This is a genomic window from Embleya sp. NPDC056575, from assembly GCF_042793325.1.
In the GTDB taxonomy this organism is placed as follows: Bacteria; Actinomycetota; Actinomycetes; order Streptomycetales; family Streptomycetaceae; genus Embleya.
In genome coordinates, this window is the sequence record NZ_JBHTVA010000022.1 from 135,225 (window position 1) to 154,750 (window position 19,526).

Sequence of the window (19,526 nt, forward strand, 5' to 3'; positions counted from 1 at the left end):
GGCGCTCAGCCTACGGTTCGAATCGGTCGAGCCTCGGCGGCGGGGGTGCGCCCCCGGCCCCGGCGCAGCCCGATCGCCGGCCACCAGCTGCGTTCGCCCAGCAGCAGCATGGCGGCGGGCAGGATCATGATCCGGATCACGAACGCGTCCAAAAGCACGGCCACCGCGAGACTGAAGCCGAACTCCTTCATCTCGATCAGGTGCAGGCCGATGAAACTGGCGAACACGGTGACCATCACGAACGCGGCGCTGGTGACCACGCCCGCCGAGTTGCCGATCCCGTCGAGTACGGCCTGCCGGGTCGACACGCCGCGCCGCACGGCCTCGTGGATGCGACTGATCACGAACACCTGGTAGTCCATGGACAGTCCGAACAGGATCACGAACAGGAACAGCGGCACCCGGGAGCCGATCGAGCCGGTCGAGTCGAAGTCGAGCAGCGCCTCGGCCCAGCTCCCCTGGAAGACCAGGACGAGCAGCCCGAGCGCGGCGCCGGCGGACAGCAGGTTGAGCAGCATGCCGAGCAGGCCCAGGACCACCGAGCCGAACGCGATCACGGTGATCACGAAAGTCACCAGGAGCAGTGTCGTGACGATCATCGGCAGCTTGGTCTTCTGGTGTTCGGGATAGTCCGCGTAGCGGGCCACGTCGCCGGTGACCGCCACGTCGACCCCGCGCAGTCGGCCGATCGTGGCCGGTACGTAGTCGTCGCGGACCCGATCGAGGGAGTCCTGCGCCGTGTCGGTGCCGACGAAGTGCGGTACGCGCAGTTCCAGCATGGTGATCCGGTGGTCGGGCGAGGTGCGCAGTTCGGCGATGCCGGCGAGCGCCGGGTCGGTCTTGGCCCGTACCTCCAGCTCGCGCAGCGCGCCGGCCACCTCGTCGGCCCGGCCGGCGTCGGCGCGGACCACGACCTGGTGCATCGACTTCAGCTCCGGGAACGCCTCGTTCTGCCGGTGCCAGGTGTCCATGGCGGGCAGGTCCCGGGAGTAGGTCTCGCGGCCGATGTCGGTCAGTTTCAGGTTCGCGAGCGGGGCGGCCAGGGCCAGCATGGCGAACACGGCGACGGCGAGCGTCGCGGCCGGGCGGGCGGCGGTGACCCGCAGGATGGCCGAGGTGATCCGGCCGGCGCCGCTGCGCGCGGGCTTCGCGGCGACCGGCTCGCCCCGGCGGGCCGCGCGCTCGGCCTTGGCCGCGGCGCGGCGTTCGGACCGGGCGCCGAGCTTGACAAGCAGCGCGGGCAGCGCGGTCAGCGAGCCGATCACCGCGACCAGCGTGACCACGATCGCGCCGATGGCGATGGAGGAGAAGATCACGTCGTCGGCCAGGAACAGCGTCGCGCTGGATGCGGCGACCGCGAGCCCGGAGACCACGACGGCGTGTCCGGAGGTGGCGGCGGCCAGTTCGACCAGGGCCCGGGAGTCGAGTCGCCCGCCCGAGCGGGCCCGTTCCTCGCGTTCGCGCTTGAGGTAGAAGAGCGCGTAGTCGACGCCGACGGCCAGGCCGATCAGCAGGATGACGTTGGTGCCGACCCCGGCGTCCGGGAAGACGTGCGACGCGAGCATCGACAGGCCGACGGCCGCCACGATCGCGGACAGCGCGAGCACCAGCGGCACGGCGGCCATCGCCGCCGAGCGGAACACGATGAACAGCGTGATCAGGGTGATCGGCAGCGCGATCATCTCGGTCTTGGCGAGGTCGTCGCCGCGTTGGCCCTGGACGTCCTTGCTGATCGAGGGGCCGCCGCTCTCCTCGATCCGCAACGTCGGGTGTTCCGCCCGCACCTTCGCGGTCTGTGCCAGGAGCGGGTCGACGTGCTTCTTGCCGTCCTGTTCCTCGCCCTTCATGGTGACGTCGACGCGGACGGCCCTGCCGTCGGCCGCGCGCACCGGCGCGCCGACCGCCGCGACCTCGGGCAATTGCCGCATACGGTCCGCGATCTCGCCGGCTGCGGCGTCCGCCTCGGGGCCCACCCGTTCCGCGCCGGCCTTCGCGGTGATCAGCACCCGCTCCATCGGACGCTGCTCCAGGCCGCCCTGGGCGGCCAGCGCTTCGCCGCGACCGGCCTCGCCCACCCGATAGTCCTCGCTGGTGGCCGTATTCGTGCCGGCGGCGATGCCGGCCCCGAGGCACAACGCGACAAACAGCACCCAGCCGGCGATCGCCCACCAGGGACGCCGAGCACTCCACCCGGCCACTCGAACAGGAAGTTTCGTCATGTCCGAATCCTGTTCGTCGGGCCGGTCGCCTCGACAGCCTCGACCGACGGAACCCGTTGTCCACCGATCGGTGGACAACGGGCCCGGGGAGTCGCTTCAGTCCAGGATCGCGATGGCCTCGACCTCGACCAGATGGGCGGGAATGTCCAGGGCGGCGACGCCCAGGAGGGTGGCCGGGGCCACCGGCGTGACACCCAGCGCGGCGCCGGCGCGGGCGATGCCCTCGAGGAGTCGCGGCATCTTGTCGGGCGTCCAGTCGACCACGTGCACGGTCAACTTCGCGACGTCGTCGAAGCTCGCCCCGACACCGGCCAGGGCGGTGGCGACGTTGCGGTAGCACTGTTCGACCTGCGCGGCCAGATCACCCTCGCCGACCGTGACCCCGTCGGCGTCCCAGGCGACCTGACCGGCCAGGAAGACCAGCTTCGACCCGGTGCCGACCGACACTTGGCGGTACACGTCGATCTTTGGCAGACCGGCGGGGTCGGTGAGGGTGATGGCCATGGTGCTGCCTCCGTAGTGGTCTCCGATGGTTACTCGGAAACCATAAGAGAGCGATCCCTGACCTGGAAGAACGCACTTTTCGGTGCCCGAGGAACCCAAAGGTGACCACGGGAGGGCCGGAATCGCCCACTCACGACGCATCGAGCACGGCACCGAGGTCCCTGCGCAACGCGCGCAGCACGAAGGGCCGGGCGTCGTCCAGGTACAGGTGCCCGCCCGGGAAACGTCGCACGCCGGATGTCGGCGGGTCCGGGCGACCAAGGCGCGCCCAGGCGCGCAGCCCGGCCTCGTCGACCGACGTGTCCTCCGTCCCCGTGTAGACCACGATCGGGCAATCCGGCGACGCGCCGGGCACGTGCGTGTACGTCTCGGCGATCGTGTAGTCGGCTCGCAGCCGGGGCAGCAGGGCACGCAGCAGCTCCGCCTCGTGCGGCCCGGCGTCGGCGCTGCCGCCGAGGCGGGCCACCTCGGCCACGAACGCGTCGTCGGGCAGCAGATGTCGCCCACGCGTCGACGCGGCCACGCGGTCCGGCGCCTCGCTGCCGGAGGCGACCAGGAGCAGCGGCGGACGGCCGCGGGCGGCGAGGCGTCGGGCCGTCTCGTAGGCGGTGATCGCCCCGAGGCTGTGCCCGAAGACGGCGTACGCCGTACCGGGCGCCGTGTCGAGGTGCGCGGCCAGCCCGTGCGCCGCCGCCGTGGCCAGGGTGTCCATGTCCGGCGGCATCGGTTCGCCGACCCTGGTGTCGCGGCCGGGCATGACGACGGGGCAGACCTGGATGTCCGGGCGCAGCTCCGTCGTCCAGGCACGATACGTGCCGCTCGCGCCGCCGGCGTGCGGGAAGCAGTACAGCCGCGCCCGGCAGCCGGGATCGGGTTCGGGCGTGGGCGGCACCCAGGACGCGGAATCAGCCATCGGTGTCCTCCCGTGTCGTGTCGGGGGTAGTCGAGGCTCGCTCGGCGGCGGAGCCGGCCGCTCCCGCCGTCGCCGCCGCGATCGTCGGCGCGGCGAAGAACGCCTCCAGGTCGAGTTCGACACCCAGTTCGCGCCGTACCCGCGCGACGAATCGGGCCGCGTCCAGCGAACTGCCGCCCGTCGCGAAGAAGTCGTCGCCGGGCGCGAGCCGGTCCACTCCGAGCACCTGGCCGGCCAGCGCGAGCAGGGCCCGCTCGGTCGCGTCGCCCGCGACCTCCGCAACGGTGCCGCCGCCTCGCGCGGCCAGGCTCGGCAGGGCGCGGCGGTCGATCTTGCCGTTGGCGTCCAGCGGGACGGCGGCGAGCGTACCGATGCCCGAGGGCACCATGTGCGCGGGCAGCCGCTCGCGCAGGTGGGCGCGCAGTCGCTGCTCGTCGAACCCGGCGTCCGGGGCGGGCAGTACGTGTGCCTCGATCCGGCCCTCCAGCACATGGAGCACCGCCGTATGGACGTCCGGGTGCGCCTCCAGGGCCGCCTCGATCTCGCCGGGTTCGATGCGGTGTCCGCGCACCTTGACCTGGTGGTCGGATCGGCCGCGGAAGTACAGCGCGCCGTCGCGGGCCCGCGTGACGATGTCGCCGGTGCGGTAGAGCCGGCCGCCGGGGCGGGGCGTGAACGGGTCGGGAACGAAGCGAGCCGCGGTGAGGCCGGGGCGGCTTCGATAGCCCCGGGCCACCCCCGCTCCGGCGACGTGCAGTTCGCCGGGAAAGCCGAGCGGCACCGGGGTGCCGAACTCGTCCAGGACGTGTACGCGGACGTTGTCGATGGGCCTCCCGATCGGCACCGACGCCTCGACGTCCCGGGGGTCGAGCCGCCAGTGGGTGACGTCGATCGTGCATTCGCTGGGGCCGTAGAAGTTGTGCAGTTCGACGCCCGGGGCCGCGGCGTGGAAGCGGGCGCACAATTGCGGGGACAACACTTCGCCGCCACAGAACACTCGTCGCAGGTCCGGCAGTTCGGCAAGGGACGGTTCGCGTTCCTCGATCAGCACGTCGAGCAGCGACGGTACGCACGCCAGCACGGTGACGCCGGTCGCGGCCGACTCGGCGAGCAGGGCGTGCGGGTCGCGGGTCGCCTTGCGCGGGGCCACGACCAGGCAGGCGCCGGAGGTCAGCGGGGCGAAGATCTCCCAGACCGAGATGTCGAAGCCGAGCGAGGTGTGTTGCAGGATCGTGTCCGCGTCCGTCGAGGGGAACACGCTGGCGTCCCAAAGGAGTCGGTTGACCAGGCCGCGATGCTCGATCTCCACGCCCTTGGGGGTCCCGGTGGATCCGGAGGTGTAGATCAGGTAGGCCAGCCCGTCGGCGACGACCGAGGCGCCCACGGGCGTGCTCGGAGCCTGCTCGATTCGGTCCGCGATCGTGTCCACGAACAGGATCGGGACATCCGTCTCGGGCAGCCACTCGCCCGTCCACTCGTGGGTCAGGAGCAGTACCGCCGCACTGTCGCGGATCAGGAACTCGACGCGCACGGCGGGATATTCGGGATCGATCGGCACGTAGGCGCCGCCCGCCTTGAGCACGGCCAGGATCGCGACGATCGCGTCGACGCCGCGATCCATGCAGATTCCGACCGGGTCGTCGGGGCCCACGCCATGGTCGCGCAACACGTGCGCGAGGCGGTCGGCCCGCCGGTCCAGTTCCCGATAGGTCAGCGTCGTGGACCCGAATCGCAACGCGATCCGGTCGGGGTGGCGGGCCGCGGTCCGCTCGAACAACTCGTGCACACACACGTCGTCCGGCCGGTCGACGGCGGTGTCCTCGACGACTCGCGGCACCCGCCGACGGGCCACCGCGACCACGTCCGCGGGCGCCGGCGGACCGATCACGCGTGGGCGTCGGGACGGCGGGGCGTACGGGTGGCCGTCGTGGCGGGTGTACCCGGCCTCGCCGGCCGTCTCGGCGAGCAGGCGCCGCCGGCAGCGGGCGGCGACGCCGTCCCACGCCAGGCCCGCCGCGCCGTGTACCTGCGAACCGTGCGAGACGCACGCCTCCACCAGGGGGCGCAGCGCGGCGAAGATCGCCTCGGCACGGGCCAGTACGCCCTCGGCCGCGCCGGGATCCGCCGCCAGGCACAGCAGTTCCTCGCCGATCGCCAGGCGCAGTGCCTCCTGCCGGGCCCGGTGTGCGGCGAGCGGGATCGCCACCGCCTGGTAGCTGCCGATCGTCCGGCCGAACTGGCGCCGCTCGCGGGCTCGTTCGATGCCGGCGTCGAGGGCGGTGGCGCCGACGCCGAGGAGGTGCGCGCAGCGCAGCAGTACGGCGGTGGCCCACAGGGTACCCGCGTCGAGCGGACCGGCCATCGGTGCCGGGCGGGCGGAGATCGCCCACAATCGCCCGTCGGGGCCGACGAGTTCTTCGGCGAGCAGGTCCGCGCCCTCGATCGGGCGCACCGCGTTCGGGCCGTCCGGGACCAGGAGCAGATCGGGCACGGCGTGCGCGAGGTAGGCGCTCGTCCCGTCCTCGCGGGTCACTCGGGGATGAGTCGGTGGGCACAGGGTCACGCGCGCCCGATCCGCGCCCGATCCGCCCGGCAGGCCCCACCGGGCCAGGGCGGGTGCGGCCGGTACGGGATCCATCGCCTCGGCGGGCAGCAGTGCTCGGCCCAGACTCTCCGCGAGCAGCGCCGCCTCCGTCCCGCCCAGGCCGAGGCCGCCCTCGTCGGCGCTCACCAGCAGGTCGTGCCAGCCGTGGTGAACCAGCACGGCACGCGCGTTGCGCGACCGCTCGGGGTCGCCGCGCACACCCGCGTCGGTGTCCTCGGCGGCGCAGCGGCGCCAGGCGGTGGTGAAGTCGCGGACGAGGCGACGCTGCCACGTGGTGTGCGCGAACATCTCAGCCCACCTCCCGTTCCCACGGATCCCCGCCGTCGAGCAGATCGGCGGCGAGGGTGTTCAACAACACCTCGGAGGCTCCGGCGGCCAGGGTGAGGCCGGGGGCCTCCCGTACCGCGAGCAGCAGGTCCGGGAACTGCGCGTGTCCCGCGCCGGCGGCGGGCGGCGGCCCGAGCAGTTCCCACGCCGATCGGGCCACCCGCTGGGCCAGTTCGCTCGCCCACCACTTGGCCGCCGCGGCCGTGGACGCGCCCGGGCGCTGTTCGGCGACGTCCTGCACGGCCCGCCAGGCCAGCAGTCGACAGGACCGCACCTCGGCGTCGAGGCGGCGCAGTTCGTGTCGTTCCTCGGCGGCCGGGAGCCGATCCCGCGCACGCAGCGCGGCGATCAATCGGTCCAGCCAGCGGGTGGCCCGTCCGGCGAAGCAGATGCCGGTCCGTTCCAATCCCAGTGCCTGGGACAGCAGCGCCCAGCCCTGTCCGGGTCGGCCCACCAGGGCGTCGCGCGGCAGCGCGACGTCGTCGAGGCGGACGTGGAAGAACAGTTCGGGGTTGATCGTGGCGATCGGTTCGACGTGCACCCCCGGGGCGCGCAGCGGCACGATGAACAGGCTGATCTCGGCGTACCGGTTGCCGGCGCCGGGGGTGCGGGCGGCACAGATGCCGAACGTGGCCGAGGACGTTCGGGCGTTCCACGACTTGACGCCGTTCAGGAGCCATCCGTCCGGGGTCGGGTGTGCCTCGGTGGTGAGCGCGGCCAGGTCGCTGCCGGCATCCGGTTCCGTGTACAGAACGGCGAAGACGCGCTCCCCTCGGGCCATGGCCGGGAGGTGGCGGGCGCGCTGTTCGGGGGTGCCGGCCGCGAGGAGGGTACCGCCGGCGTTGTCGATGGTGTTGACGCGGGCGCTGTCCGGGACGCCGTGCAGCGCCAGTTCCTCGGCGACCGTCGCCGAGGCGTAGGAGTCGGCGTCCAGGCCGCCGTAGGCGCGCGGCCAGTGCGGTGCCAGGAGGCCGGCGCCGCCGAGCGCGCGATACGTCGCGTCGGCGTGCGGGAGGTCCCCGGTACCGGTGCCCGCCGCCGCCCAGATGGTCGCCGACTCGGCCCGTAAACGCGGGTGATCGAGTACGGCGCGTACCCGCGTACGCATATCCCCTTTTCCGTCTCTTCGGTCGTCGGTGATCATTCCTGGCGGCATGACTCCTCCTCGGGAATCTTGAGGGCGCGCGGGGCGGGTTCGATTTCCGTCGATCTTTCCGGAACACGGTGCGGGGCTTGTGGCGAAATCGCTCCGAAGCCGATCTGCTGCCCGTGATCCGAACGGCCAAACAGGAAAAAATAAATCGATCCATATTGCCGACGACGAACGCGCCTCAAGCACTGATCGTCCAGGTGAAAGCGCTGTTCGGCAGCCTTGGATATATCAATTGCGGCACCGAAGGAGCCCGGTTGACAAGGGTGATCGCGCTTTCTACGTTTGACTGCGCAGCACCGAGAAGCGAAAGAAGCCCGAAAGAAATCAGGAAAGGGAGAACACGTGTCGATCCATGAGCCTGCGCCCATATCCGCCGACGACCCGACGTCGACCGAGAAGGCGGCGGTCACGTCGGTATACCGTCGGGTCGCCGCCGAGTACGACGAGCGTATTCCCGGCGACGGTCCCTCCGACGAGTTGTTCACGGAGGCCGAACGCGACTTCCTGCTGGGAAGGATCTCCCCCGGGGATCGGGTGCTCGACATGGGGTGTGGCACCGGTCGATTCACCGTCCCCATGGCCGAACGAGGCGCGCTGCTCAGCGGGTTGGACATCTCGCGGGCCATGCTCGACGTCGCCGAGGGCAAGTTGGCCGAACGGGGCCTGAGCGCGGACCTGCGCGAGGGTGACATGGCGTCGATCCCGTTCCCCGACGACTCGTTCGACACCGTCACCACGATGCTGGCCCTGATGCACGTGCCGATCGCGGATCGGCCGCGCGTCTTCGCCGAGGTCCGGCGCGTGTTACGCCCCGGCGGTCGCATGCTGCTCGGCGTGAAGAACTCCGTGTTCGAGCACATGTTCACCGGGGACCGCTTCGCCGCGGTGGACGTGACGGATGTGCCGAACAAACGACTCCTGTTCACCAACACCCGCAGCGGCGACGACTACGCCGCCCCGTGGTACAGCTTCAGCCCGCAGGAGTTGACCACCCTGTTCGCCACGGTCGGCATGACCGTGACCCAGATCCGTGGCAACTCGCCGATCGCCGCCTGGCTCGCCGACGAGGTGCTCGCGGACAAGGCGATCGCCGGCCTGGTGACCCGGTTGGAGCGGGTCCTGGGCGACATGCCGCCGTTCAGCCACCTCGGCTACCACCTGCTGGTCGAGGCGATCAAGCCGATGTACTGATCCGTCGCCCCGATCCGTCGCCGCGCAACTCCCGCGCGGGCTTTCGGCTGTCGGCACGCCGCCGTGACGGCACGTCGACACCACGACTGTCCGCCGCCTCGGCCCCTTCGGCACGATGAAGCGGATTCGGTCGAAACCTAGCCTTCCTCCTCCACCCCACGCTCCCCGACCAGTACGGCCACCACACCCACGACGACGATCAGCGCGCCGGCCACGACCCACACGGTGATCGACTCGCCCAGCACGAGCCACCCCAAAAACAGCGCCACCGCCGGGTTGACGTAGGTGTACGTGGTCGCGATCGAGGTGCGCGTACGCGAGACCAGCCATACGAACGACACGTACGCCAGGATCGATCCCGGCCCGATCAGGTAGAGCAGCGAGAGCAGGCTCCGCTGCGACCACCGGTCCACGTCGAGCTGTTCGCCCACGGCCAGGCCCACCACGAACAACACCGGACCCGCGACCAGCATCTGCACGGCCGAGGCCAGGATCGGATCCTCGACCAGCGAGAACCTCGGCGCGTAGTACGAGCCGACCGCCTCCGACAGCGCCGCCGCCAGCAGGAACAGGATGCCCGACACGGCCGCCGTACCGCCCGCGCCGCCGACCAGGCTCAGCAGTGCCACGCCGAACAGGCCGCACACCACCCCGCCCCACGTCGACCATCCGACCCGTTCGCCGTGCGCGGCCCGCAGCAGGACCACCCACACCGGCACGGCGGCGGCCAACAGCGCGGCCAGGCCGGACGGCACCGAGTGCTCCCCGAGGGTGAGCAGGCCGAGCCCCGCGCCGATCACCAGCAACCCGATGACGCCGGTCCCCAGGAGCCGATCGGCCGTCATCCGGGGCAGCGACCGACTCCGAACCGCGCACATCCCGTACAACAACGCGCCGGCGACGGCGAACCGCAGCCCCGCGCCGACGAGCGGCGCAATGGTCTCGACCATGATCCGGATCGCGAGGTAGGTCGACCCGAACACGACGTATACGACGGCCAGGTTGCCCGCCACGGCCCGACGCGACGGTGGGGTCGGGGTGCGATCCGTCACAGCGCTCATGCCCACCCCCTGCCCGGGACGGGCCGTCCGATACTCCGCCGAACGCGCTCGTGCCCGAGTCGTCGGGCCCGGCGAGGCGTATCGGCGCCTCCGACGGGAGGGTTGGCGAACATTGCCCGCGCGAGTGGTCGGCCGCCCCGAAACGGGTCGGGCCAGGGGCGGAGCGTCGCGGTTCGCAAAAATGGTCTAGTCCATTTTTGGTCCAGACCATTGACTTCGATACCGCGTGAGCTATCTCATACCGATGCCGCCGAGAGCCACGCGAAGCGACGGCGGTCCGTCCCCTCTCACAGTCTGGACGCACGCACATGCGACTCCTCCGTACGTTACGAGCGGCCGTCGCCGCCACCGTCACCGCCGCCGCGGCGGTGAGCCTCACCGCCTTCGGAGCCGGCCACGCCCAGGCCGCGACTCCCCTGCCCGCACACGTCTTCGCCCCCTACTTCGAGGCGTGGACCGGGGACAGCCCGGCCGCGCTGTCCGCCCAATCGGGCGCGAAGCACCTGACCATGGCGTTCCTGCAGACCGCCACCTCGGGCTCGTGCACGGCGTACTGGAACGGCGACAGCGGCATGCCGATCGCCCAGTCCACGTTCGGCGCCGACATCAAGACGATCCAGGGCCGGGGCGGGGACGTGATCCCCTCCTTCGGCGGCTACACCGCGGACACCACGAACACCGAGATCGCGGACAGCTGCACCGACGTCAACCAGATCGCCGAGGTGTACAAGAAGGTCATCACGACCTACGACATCTCCCGCCTCGACATGGACATCGAGGTCGACGCGCTCGACAAGACGGCCGGCATCGACCGCCGCAACAAGGCGATCAAGCTGGTCCAGGACTGGGCCGCGGCCAACGGGCGCAAGGTCGAGATCTCCTACACGCTGCCCACCACCACCCACGGCCTCGCCGAGAACAGCGTGGCGCTGCTGCGCAACGCGGTGAGCAACGGCACGCGGGTCGACGTGGTCAACCTGATGACGTTCGACTACTACGACAACGCCACGCACAACATGGCCAACGACACCGAGACGGCCGCGCAGGGCCTGTACAACACCCTCGCGCAGCTCTACCCGGGCAAGACCCCCACGCAGCTCTGGGGCATGATCGGCGTCACCGAGATGCCCGGCATCGACGACTTCGGCGCGGCCGAGACATTCACCCTGGCCAACGCCAACCAGGTGTACAACTGGGCGGTGTCGAAGGGCATCAACACGCTCTCCTTCTGGGCACTCCAGCGGGACCGCGGCAACTGCGGTGCCTCCTCCGACAGTTGCTCCGGGATCCCGGGCAACCAGTGGGACTTCAGCCACGTCTTCGCGCCGTTCACCAGCGGCACGACGACCCCGACCAACGACTTCGCGGTACAGACGACGCCCGCCTCCGGAACGGTCGCCGCGGGCAACTCGACCACCAGCACGGTGAACACCTCGGTGACGGCCGGTTCGGCACAGACGGTGAACCTCACCGTCAGCGGCGCCCCCGCCGGCGTCTCGGCCTCGCTCAGCCCGGCATCGGTGACGGCGGGCGGCAGTTCGACGCTGGCCGTCACCACGACGTCGGCGGCCGTCTCGGGTACGTACACCCTGACGGTGACCGGCGTCGGCACGTCCGTCAGCCACTCGGCGACCTACACGCTGACCATCACCGGCGGCAACGGCCACCAGTGCACGGCCCCGCCGTGGGCCTCCGGCACGGTCTACACCGGCGGGCAGCAGGTCTCGTACCAGGGCCACACCTGGAAGGCCAAGTGGTGGACGACCGGCGAGACGCCCGGCACCACCGGCCAGTGGGGCGTCTGGCAGGACCTCGGCGCCTGCTGAGACCGGCCCGAAACGCGTGAAGGAACGGTGTCGCCCGGCGGATTTCCCGCCGGGCGACATCCGCGTATCCCCATCGAGACGGTTTCCGCGTGTTCAGCCGAACTCGGGCGCATACTCGACTCCACGGCGGGTGTTCTCGGGGGAGGAACGCGATGCGGGTGCGGCGGGTCGGGACACGGGCGGGAATGGTCACGGTGTGCACGGTGATGGCGTTGTTCGGCGCCACCTCGTGCGGCTACCTGGGATTCGACGAGGACGGCGAGCGGAAGACGGGTCTCGACGATCCGGTACTCGGCTACGCCATCGGGCCGATCAAGTTCTCCATCTCGACGCGCGGGAAGATCTCCGTGTCGGTCGGGGCGCGCTGGGTCACCCCGGCGGGCACGTTCAGCGTCGACGGCGGCGTCGACTACTCGAAGAAGGCGGCGACCGCCGGGAACGAACTCATCGTGGTGATCCGGCATCGCGAGGACGGTCGGGTCAAGGAGGACGTCTTCCGCGTCACCGCCGCGAAAGGGCTCCGGGTGACGCTGGAGGGCCGGGTGGTCCAGGAGTTCTCGCCGGGGCGAGTGCTGCTCGAGGCCGACCCCGGCACCACGATCACGATCGATTCCCCGGGCGGCGGCGCGAGCCCGGGGCCGAAACCGGACGCCGACGCGAGTGCGAGTGCGAGCACCGGGTCGACCACGAGGCCGCCTGACGGTCCGCTGCCCACCGGCTCCGGGCCGAGCAGGAGCACGAGCACGAGCACCAGCCCGCGCCCGACCGCGCAGCCGACCACCCGCCAACTGCCGGCCGACTTCGCCGCGAGTTGGCGCGGCAGCGCCGTCAGTACCGCCACCTTCACCGTCGGCCTGCGACTGCACGTGGGCAAGGCGGGAACCGTCGTCGGCGAGTCGGACTACCCCGGCAACTGCTCCGGAACCCTGACCCTGGAGACCGAGGACCGCGCCGCCATCCGCGCCGACCGGATCGTCCTGCGCGAGGACATCGTCCGCAACCCGAGGCAGGCCTGCGCGCGCGGCGGCTGGGTCGTACTGAGCAAGGTCCCGGGCAACAAGCTCAAGTACGACTACTACACCACCTTCCCGACCGGCAACGTACCGGCCCAGGCCGCCGGCCTCCTGCTCCGCAACACCGGCTGACGCCCGACCCGGACCCCGACCCACACCGGCCGGCCGGGCCGCGCCCCCGCTTGCCCCGGCCCGTGGGGAGGGGAAGCATGGAAACAAGATCGCTCCGCACTCGTACGGATGCGCCGTTGTCGCACGGACATGGAGCCGGACGATGTCTGGTCCTTTTCAACAGTTTCCGCTCGAAGGGGGCTCGACGGCGGATCTCTACCTGCTCCGCTACGACCGCAACGGCGGGCTGCGCAGCCCGGTCGCCGAGCAGGAGATCAAGGACCGGCTCGCCGGGGTGAGCGACGTCTTCCTGTTCTCGCACGGCTGGAACAACGTGTTCGCGCAGGCCCTCGACCGCTATCGCAGCTTCGTCAACGGGTTCATCGAGCAGCGCCGGAAGTTCGCCCTCCCGCTCCCGCCGGACTACAAACCGCTGCTGATCGGCGTCATCTGGCCCTCCACGAGCTTCGTCATGCCCTGGGAGGCGGGCCCCGACATCGCCGCCGAACCGGATCCCGACGGTGCCGAGGCGCGGCAGGTCGAGGAGATGTTCGGCCTGGTCACCGGCGCCCTGAAGGCCGAATCCGACCCGGAGTTCGTCGAGTTGACGGACGGCCGCACCACGATCGACGTCGACGACGCGCGCCGGGCCGCCGAGATCGTGCTCGGCTCGCTGCGCGTCGGGCGCGATCCGGACGACGGCTCACCGCCACCCACCGCCGAGGAATTCCTCGACGTCTGGGCGGCGTTGGACGGCGGTGGAGCCGCGGTCCCACCCGCCGCCCCGGACGATTTCGGCGTCGCGCACCCCGCCGCGCCGGGCCTGCAGGTCGCGGGCGGCGGCTTCGACCCGCGCAGCCTGTTGCGTGTCGCGACGGTGTGGACGATGAAGGCCCGTGCGGGTGACGTGGGCGCCAAGGGGGTGGGGCCGCTCGTCACGCACATCCTGCGCGAGAGCGGGGTGCGGCTGCATCTGGTCGGCCACTCGTTCGGCGCGAAGGTGGTGTTGTCGGCGCTCGTGGCCGCCGCGCCGACCCGCCCCGCCCGGTCGATGTTGTTGCTCCAGGCGGCCGTCAACCGCTGGTGCCTCGCGGCCGACGTCGCCGGCACCGGCCGCTCCGGCGGCTACCACGCGGCCCTCGACCTGGTGGACCGGCCGCTGCTCACCACGTTCTCCGCGTTCGACGATCCGCTGACCGGGTTCTTTCACCTCGCGATGCGCGGCAGCCAGCTGGGCGAACCGGGCGTCGCCGCGATCGGCGATCCCGAACTGTACGGCGCACTGGGCGGGTTCGGCCCGGCCGGAGTCGACGCCATCTCCACCCGGCGATTCGCCGCCGTACCCGGCCAGGACCGCTACGACCTCGGCGGCGGCCTCCGGGTGATCGCCGTCGACGGCGGGGTCCGGATCGACGGGAAGCCCGCCATCTCCGGCCACGGCGACGTCAGCAATCCGGCGACGTGGTGGGCCATGCACGCCCTGGCCGGACCGGACTGAGGAACCGGATCCGCCGACCCGCCCCGGCCCGAACCACCGGGAGGGCGCGGTTCGCCGCCCGCATCGAAGGAGTCGTGATGTCCGAGGTCTCCGTCGAGAAGTGGCACCTGGCGATGCTTCGGGTGCGGCTCGATCTCGGGCGCGCGTCGCCGACCACGACGGTCGAACTGCTCGGCTTCCCCCCGGACGCGACGCCGGAGGGCACGACGCCGAGGGGCACGACGCCGGGCGCGAAGACATACTGGCGGGGCGACTTCGACTACGGCGGGTTCGGGCTCTCGGCAGGTGTCGAGCCCCCGCGCGCCCCGACCGTGCCGGACGATCTGGTCGAGGGCGTCGTACGCTGCCTGGGCGCCGAGTTCCCGGCGGACACCGCGCTCTGGTTGCGGCTGATCCCGCCCTACGGCCACCTGGGCGGGGTGCCGTGGGAGGGCGCCCTCGTCGCGGCCACCGGCCGGCCGCTGGTCCGGGTGCCGGATCGCCTGCCACCCGGATCCGATCCCGGACGGGTATGGACCGTGGCCGTCGCGCTGTCCACCGCGCCGGACGCGCCGTGGGTGGCCGGATACCTCTCGGCGTTCGTCTCCTCGCTGCGCGCCTGCGTCGCCGGCCGGGTGGACGTACACGTGTTCACCGAGCGGGGCGGCGAACAGGCGTTGCGGACGCTGCTGTCGACCGGGCGCAACGGCAACCTGATCCACGTCCACGACCCCGACGGCGCACAGCGCTACGCCCGGTCGGGTCCGCCGCGACCGGATGGCCCGGGCCCGGCCACCGGCCCGCCGTTGTGGGGCAATTGGATCGCCGGCGGCCTCGACGGCAGGGCCGTACGGGCCCTGCACATCGTCACCGACGGCACGTTCGACGGCATCCGACCGGTGCTTTCGGTCAACCCCGACCCCGCGACGGGCACCGACCGGTCCACCCGCGCGTTCGTCACCGCCGACCGGGTACGGCGCCTCGCCGACCGCGTCGGGGCGACCGTACTGTCCCTCGGCTCACCGCCGGACAATCCGTGCGACCCGGCGATCCGCATGATGGCCGACCACATCGGCCTGCGCCGGGCCGGGCCGACGATCTACAGCTCACTGGCGCGGGATCCCGCCGGATACACCCTGGCCCAGGCGCACGCGTTCGTCGCCGGCGACCCGGGCGCGGTCCCGATCCCGCGCGATCCGTCGCTGTTCGTATACCTCCAGCCCGAGTTCGTCGGCGCCGCGCTCCGCGACGCGTGGCCCGATCCGGAGTCGCCCGGGATGTCCTGGCTCAGCGGGCGGGCGCCGATCGCGGATTCGACGAGCAGCACCGAGGTCCTGCCCGATGCCCTCGGCATGGCCGGCGGCGACGAGATCACCGCGCGCTACGCGAACGCCGACTCGGTGCCGATGTGGGTCGCCTCGTCCACGCGCTACATCGAGAACCAGGTGGCCTCCCTGGTCCGCACCGCCGGTGTCCCCGGCGAGACCCCGGCCGCCAAACAGGCGTACGACCTGGGAGTCGGCCAGGCCATCGCCGAGTTGCGCGCGCTCGTCGACGAACGTATCCGGGAGACGTGATGCGCACCGTGCTCGGCTTCGAACCGCTGGGGGACGAGCGCACCGTGCTCAAACTGCGCGAGGCGCCCGCCAACATCCCGGGGCTCGGCGCCAATCGGGTCACCGACGTCTCCGATCCAGGCGGCACCGTCTCCACCCGGGGTGAGGCGCTGCTGAAACGGCTGTGCCGGCATCCGGCGGTCGGTCAGGGCCTGAGCGCCGCCCTCGCCCAACCGGCCGCGGCCGGACCGACGCCGCTGTACCTGCACATGGTCTCGAACCTGGCCGACCAACTACCGTGGGAGCAACTCCGGTCCGCCGCACAGGGGTTCATCGCGCTCGACGCGCGCTGGCCGATCGTGCGCATCGCCGCCATCCGCAGCCCCGTCGATCGCCGCACGTTCACCCCGCCGCTACGCGTCGTCGCCGTGCTGTCCGCGGCGGGGCGCACCGGCGTGCCCCAACTGGAGGCACTGCTCGCGGCCTGCGCGCTGCCCGACGCGCGGGCGCTGGACACCCGGCTGCATGTGATCAGCGCCGAGCCGGCCGTGCTCGACCGCGTCACGGCGGCCGGTCGCCCCGACGTGACCTCCGACGTACTCCCCGGCACCGCCCCGGAGTTGGCCAAGCGGATCACCGCGGCCAAGCCGCACCTCGTGCACCTGCTGTGTCACGGCGGCGCGGCCGGTGGTATGCGAACGCTGGCGTTCGCCCACACCGCCGACTTCGACGCGGGGGAGCCCGTCGGCTCGGTGCGGTTGAAACTGCCGGACCTGGTGGTCGCGTTGATCCCGTGCGCGCCGTGGCTGGTGGTCCTGGGCGCGTGTCAGACGGCGCAGACCTCCGACACGCTCTCGCTCGCCCACGACCTCGTCTCGCAGGGGCTGCCGGCGGTCGCGGGCATGCGCCGACTGGTCGACCTGAACGACACGGACCGGTTCTGCGCGGCGCTGTATCCGGAAGTGCTCGCCACCGTGCGCGGCACGCTGGAGGACCCGGGCGAGCACGAGATCGACTGGGCGGCCACCTTCACCGCCCCGCGCCAGGCGCTGGCCCGGGACGATCCGGCCGAGACCGACGCGTGGTCGGACCCGGTGCTCTACCTCCAGGACGACCCGCTGCGGATCGCGGCGAGTTCGGCCGCGGACTCGTCGGAGTTGGCGAACCTCCAGGGGCGGCTGGACACGCACGAACGTTTCCGGGCGACCCTGGATCCGGTCACCACCGATCCGGCGCTGTTGGCGCAGGTGGACGCGCTGATCGCGGACCTGCGGGCGCGTTTGGCGGAGGCGGGCCGATGACGCTGCCGGCGGACATCCAGCTCGACGCGTGGACCGGAGACGAGGTCGCGCGGGCCACGATCGACGCCGGTGCGGCGTCGTGGGGTGCCGGACGGGGCGGCATGCCGCGCTCCCAGGCGGTGCTGCCGTTCACGGCCCCGGCCGATCCGCGGGACTGGCGTTCGGCCGACGTCGGCTACGGAATCCTGCTGCCGGACAGTACCGATCCGCAGGTGTCCGACGCGGCGAAGGCGGCCGGCGAGGACGCCGCCGACCCGGTCCGCGAGTTGTTGGCGGCGCGGCCGGGCACCGTGGTGCTGCGCTGGAGCCCGGATCTGCCCGACCATCTGTTGCGCCGGTACTTCGCCGCCGACCCGCCCCAGGAACCGGCCATCGGGCTCTCGGAGTTCGGGACCGGGCGGGGTCGGCTCCCGAAGTACGTGGCGATCGTCGGCGGCCCCGAGGTGATCCCGTGGTCCGTGCAGTACGCGCTGGGCACCAGGCATCTGGTCGGGCGCATCCCCCTGGCCGGGGACGCGCTCGCCCACTACATCCGGGCGCTGCTCACGGATTGGGCCGACGCCGAGGCGCGGACCGACCGGGCGGTGACCTGGACGGTGGACCACGGCCCGCTGGACATCACGGCGTTGATGCGCGCGGTGATCGCCGCCCCGCTGGCGGCCCGGCTCACCCCGCCCCCGCTCGCGGGGTTCCGCGACGTCACCGCGGCGGAGGCGACCGGCGACGCGCTGATGGGCGCCCTCGCCGAGCTGCGCCCGGGGCTGCTGGCCACCTCCAGCCACGGCCGCACGGGTCCGCTGAGCGATCCCGCCGGGATGCGCGCGATGCTCGGGTTGCCGGTGGACGCCACGCACACCACGGTGCCGCCGCGCACGTTGTGCGACGGCGTTCCGAGCGGGTGTGTGTGGTACGCCCAGGCGTGCTGCTCGGCCGGCGCGGCCGGTGAGAGCTTCTACGCCGGGCTGCTTCCGGTCGGCAGCTCCGCGCTCGGTACGGTCGAGGCGGTCGCAGCGTTGGGCACGATGGTGGCCCCGGCACCGCTGGAACTGCTGGGTCGCGAACAGCCGGTGCGGGCCGTACTCGGACACGTCGAGCCGACGTTCAGCTGGACCCTGCGCGTCGACGACACCGGCCAGGGCCTCGGCGGCCGTCTGGTCTCCGCGCTGTCCAGCCGGCTGTACGCGGGCGAGCCGCTGGGCCTGGCCCTGGCCGAATACCGGGCCGACGTCGGCGAGTTGCACACCCGCTGGGCCCGCCTGCGCGACACGTTGGCCAACGGCGACACCTCGGTCCGCGAAACCCTCACCCGACTCCGCGTAGCAGCCCTCGACCGCCAAAGCCTGGTCCTCCTGGGCGACCCCACCACCGCCCTGCCACCCCTGAACCCCACCCCCTGACGGCCGGCCGCCCGGCCGCCCGGTGCCACGGAAGCCCGGAGCGGGTGGGGGTCGGTCGGCGGGTGGCGGCGCGCCCACTTGTTCGAACGTGCGTTCGGGTCGATGGGGTATCGTGGTGGAATGTCCGGCTCACTCCAGGGTTCGCTCTTCGACCAGGGCGACGTCGTCCACGCCGGCCCGCCACGCGGGCTGCGCCGCACCGTGCTGGGCCACGGCGCGTGGATCGACGAGCTGCCCGGGTGGGTGACGGGTGCCGACACGCTGTTCGCCGCGCTCGCCGAGACGGTTGCCTGGCGGGCCGAACGGCGACTGATGTACGAACGGGTCGTCGACGTCCCCCGGCTGCTCGCCCACTACCGCGCCGCCGACGCGCTGCCGCACCCCGCCCTCGCCGAGGCGCGCGACCGGCTCTCCGAGCACTACGCGGCGGAGCTGGGCGAGCCGTTCGTCAGCGTCGGCCTGTGCCTGTACCGCGACGGCCGGGACAGCGTCGCCTGGCACGGCGACCGCGACGGCCGCGGCGCGCACGCCGACACGATGGTCGCGATCGCGTCCGTCGGCGCGCCGCGCGATCTGCTGCTGCGACCGCGCGGCGGCGGCGAACCGGTGCTGCGCCGCCCGCTCGGACACGGCGACCTGATCGTGATGGGCGGCTCCTGCCAACGCGCCTGGGAGCACGCGATCCCCAAGACGACCAGGGCGACGGGACCGCGCATCAGCATCCAGTTCCGCCCTCGCGGCGTCGGCTGAGCGAGTCGCGGGGGGGGGGCCCCCCCCCCCCCGGGGGGGGGGGGGGGGGGCGGGGCGCGGGCGGGGGGCCGGGGGGTGGGGGGGGGGGCCGCGGGCCCGGGGGCGCGGGTGGGGGTGGCCCC

At 72.3% G+C, this 19,526-nt stretch carries 14 protein-coding genes; 8 read left to right on the forward strand and 6 right to left on the reverse strand.

Annotated elements, in window-relative coordinates:
- Positions 1 to 5 precede the first annotated feature (5 nt).
- The 5 genes from ACFRCG_RS19335 to ACFRCG_RS19355 form a co-directional block, all read right to left on the reverse strand.
- A complete protein-coding gene (locus ACFRCG_RS19335; RefSeq protein ID WP_380032999.1) occupies positions 6 to 2,219 on the reverse strand; it encodes an MMPL family transporter in 2,214 nt (737 codons plus the stop codon).
- A gap of 96 nt (positions 2,220 to 2,315) precedes the next feature.
- The gene (locus ACFRCG_RS19340) at positions 2,316 to 2,723 is read right to left on the reverse strand and encodes a RidA family protein (RefSeq protein ID WP_380033001.1); all 408 of its coding nucleotides are present in this window, start codon (positions 2,721 to 2,723) and stop codon (positions 2,316 to 2,318) included.
- A 130-nt stretch (positions 2,724 to 2,853) separates the two neighbouring features.
- Positions 2,854 to 3,636: a thioesterase II family protein gene (locus tag ACFRCG_RS19345; protein ID WP_380033002.1), complete on the reverse strand. Its 783-nt coding sequence runs from the start codon at positions 3,634 to 3,636 to the stop codon at positions 2,854 to 2,856.
- Positions 3,629 to 6,529 carry an amino acid adenylation domain-containing protein gene (locus ACFRCG_RS19350; protein ID WP_380033004.1) on the reverse strand — a complete coding sequence of 967 codons (2,901 nt, stop codon included), beginning with the start codon at positions 6,527 to 6,529 and terminating at the stop codon, positions 3,629 to 3,631. The genes ACFRCG_RS19345 and ACFRCG_RS19350 overlap by 8 nt, the downstream gene beginning before the upstream one ends.
- Before the next feature lies 1 nt (position 6,530).
- Positions 6,531 to 7,676 (reverse strand): acyl-CoA dehydrogenase family protein, encoded by a 1,146-nt coding sequence (locus tag ACFRCG_RS19355; protein ID WP_380033006.1) that lies wholly within the window; start codon positions 7,674 to 7,676, stop codon positions 6,531 to 6,533.
- Between the two features lie 387 nt (positions 7,677 to 8,063).
- Here ACFRCG_RS19355 and ACFRCG_RS19360 point away from each other — a divergent pair, with 387 nt between their 5' ends.
- Positions 8,064 to 8,912, forward strand: coding sequence for a class I SAM-dependent methyltransferase (locus ACFRCG_RS19360; protein WP_380033008.1), 849 nt, complete (start codon positions 8,064 to 8,066; stop codon positions 8,910 to 8,912).
- Positions 8,913 to 9,049: 137 nt separating this feature from the next.
- On the opposite strand, the gene ACFRCG_RS19365 is transcribed toward ACFRCG_RS19360, so the two are convergent.
- The gene (locus ACFRCG_RS19365; RefSeq protein WP_380033010.1) at positions 9,050 to 9,973 is read right to left on the reverse strand and encodes an EamA family transporter; all 924 of its coding nucleotides are present in this window, start codon (positions 9,971 to 9,973) and stop codon (positions 9,050 to 9,052) included.
- Positions 9,974 to 10,281: 308 nt separating this feature from the next.
- Here ACFRCG_RS19365 and ACFRCG_RS19370 point away from each other — a divergent pair, with 308 nt between their 5' ends.
- The 7 genes from ACFRCG_RS19370 (at position 10,282) to ACFRCG_RS19400 (ending at position 19,404) form a co-directional block, all read left to right on the forward strand.
- The gene (locus ACFRCG_RS19370; RefSeq protein WP_380033011.1) at positions 10,282 to 11,799 is read left to right on the forward strand and encodes a glycosyl hydrolase family 18 protein; all 1,518 of its coding nucleotides are present in this window, start codon (positions 10,282 to 10,284) and stop codon (positions 11,797 to 11,799) included.
- A gap of 152 nt (positions 11,800 to 11,951) precedes the next feature.
- The gene (locus ACFRCG_RS19375) at positions 11,952 to 12,944 is read left to right on the forward strand and encodes a hypothetical protein (protein ID WP_380033013.1); all 993 of its coding nucleotides are present in this window, start codon (positions 11,952 to 11,954) and stop codon (positions 12,942 to 12,944) included.
- Between the two features lie 142 nt (positions 12,945 to 13,086).
- Positions 13,087 to 14,421 carry a hypothetical protein gene (locus ACFRCG_RS19380; protein ID WP_380033015.1) on the forward strand — a complete coding sequence of 445 codons (1,335 nt, stop codon included), beginning with the start codon at positions 13,087 to 13,089 and terminating at the stop codon, positions 14,419 to 14,421.
- A 77-nt stretch (positions 14,422 to 14,498) separates the two neighbouring features.
- Positions 14,499 to 15,977: a hypothetical protein gene (locus tag ACFRCG_RS19385; protein WP_380033017.1), complete on the forward strand. Its 1,479-nt coding sequence runs from the start codon at positions 14,499 to 14,501 to the stop codon at positions 15,975 to 15,977.
- The gene (locus tag ACFRCG_RS19390; RefSeq protein WP_380033019.1) at positions 15,977 to 17,257 is read left to right on the forward strand and encodes a CHAT domain-containing protein; all 1,281 of its coding nucleotides are present in this window, start codon (positions 15,977 to 15,979) and stop codon (positions 17,255 to 17,257) included. Before ACFRCG_RS19385 ends, ACFRCG_RS19390 begins: the two co-directional genes overlap by 1 nt.
- Entirely contained in the window at positions 17,254 to 18,654 is a 1,401-nt protein-coding gene (locus ACFRCG_RS19395) for a hypothetical protein (protein ID WP_380033020.1), read from the forward strand. Before ACFRCG_RS19390 ends, ACFRCG_RS19395 begins: the two co-directional genes overlap by 4 nt.
- A 120-nt stretch (positions 18,655 to 18,774) precedes the next feature.
- Positions 18,775 to 19,404, forward strand: coding sequence for an alpha-ketoglutarate-dependent dioxygenase AlkB (locus tag ACFRCG_RS19400; RefSeq protein WP_380033022.1), 630 nt, complete (start codon positions 18,775 to 18,777; stop codon positions 19,402 to 19,404).
- The last annotated feature ends 122 nt before the right edge of the window (positions 19,405 to 19,526 follow it).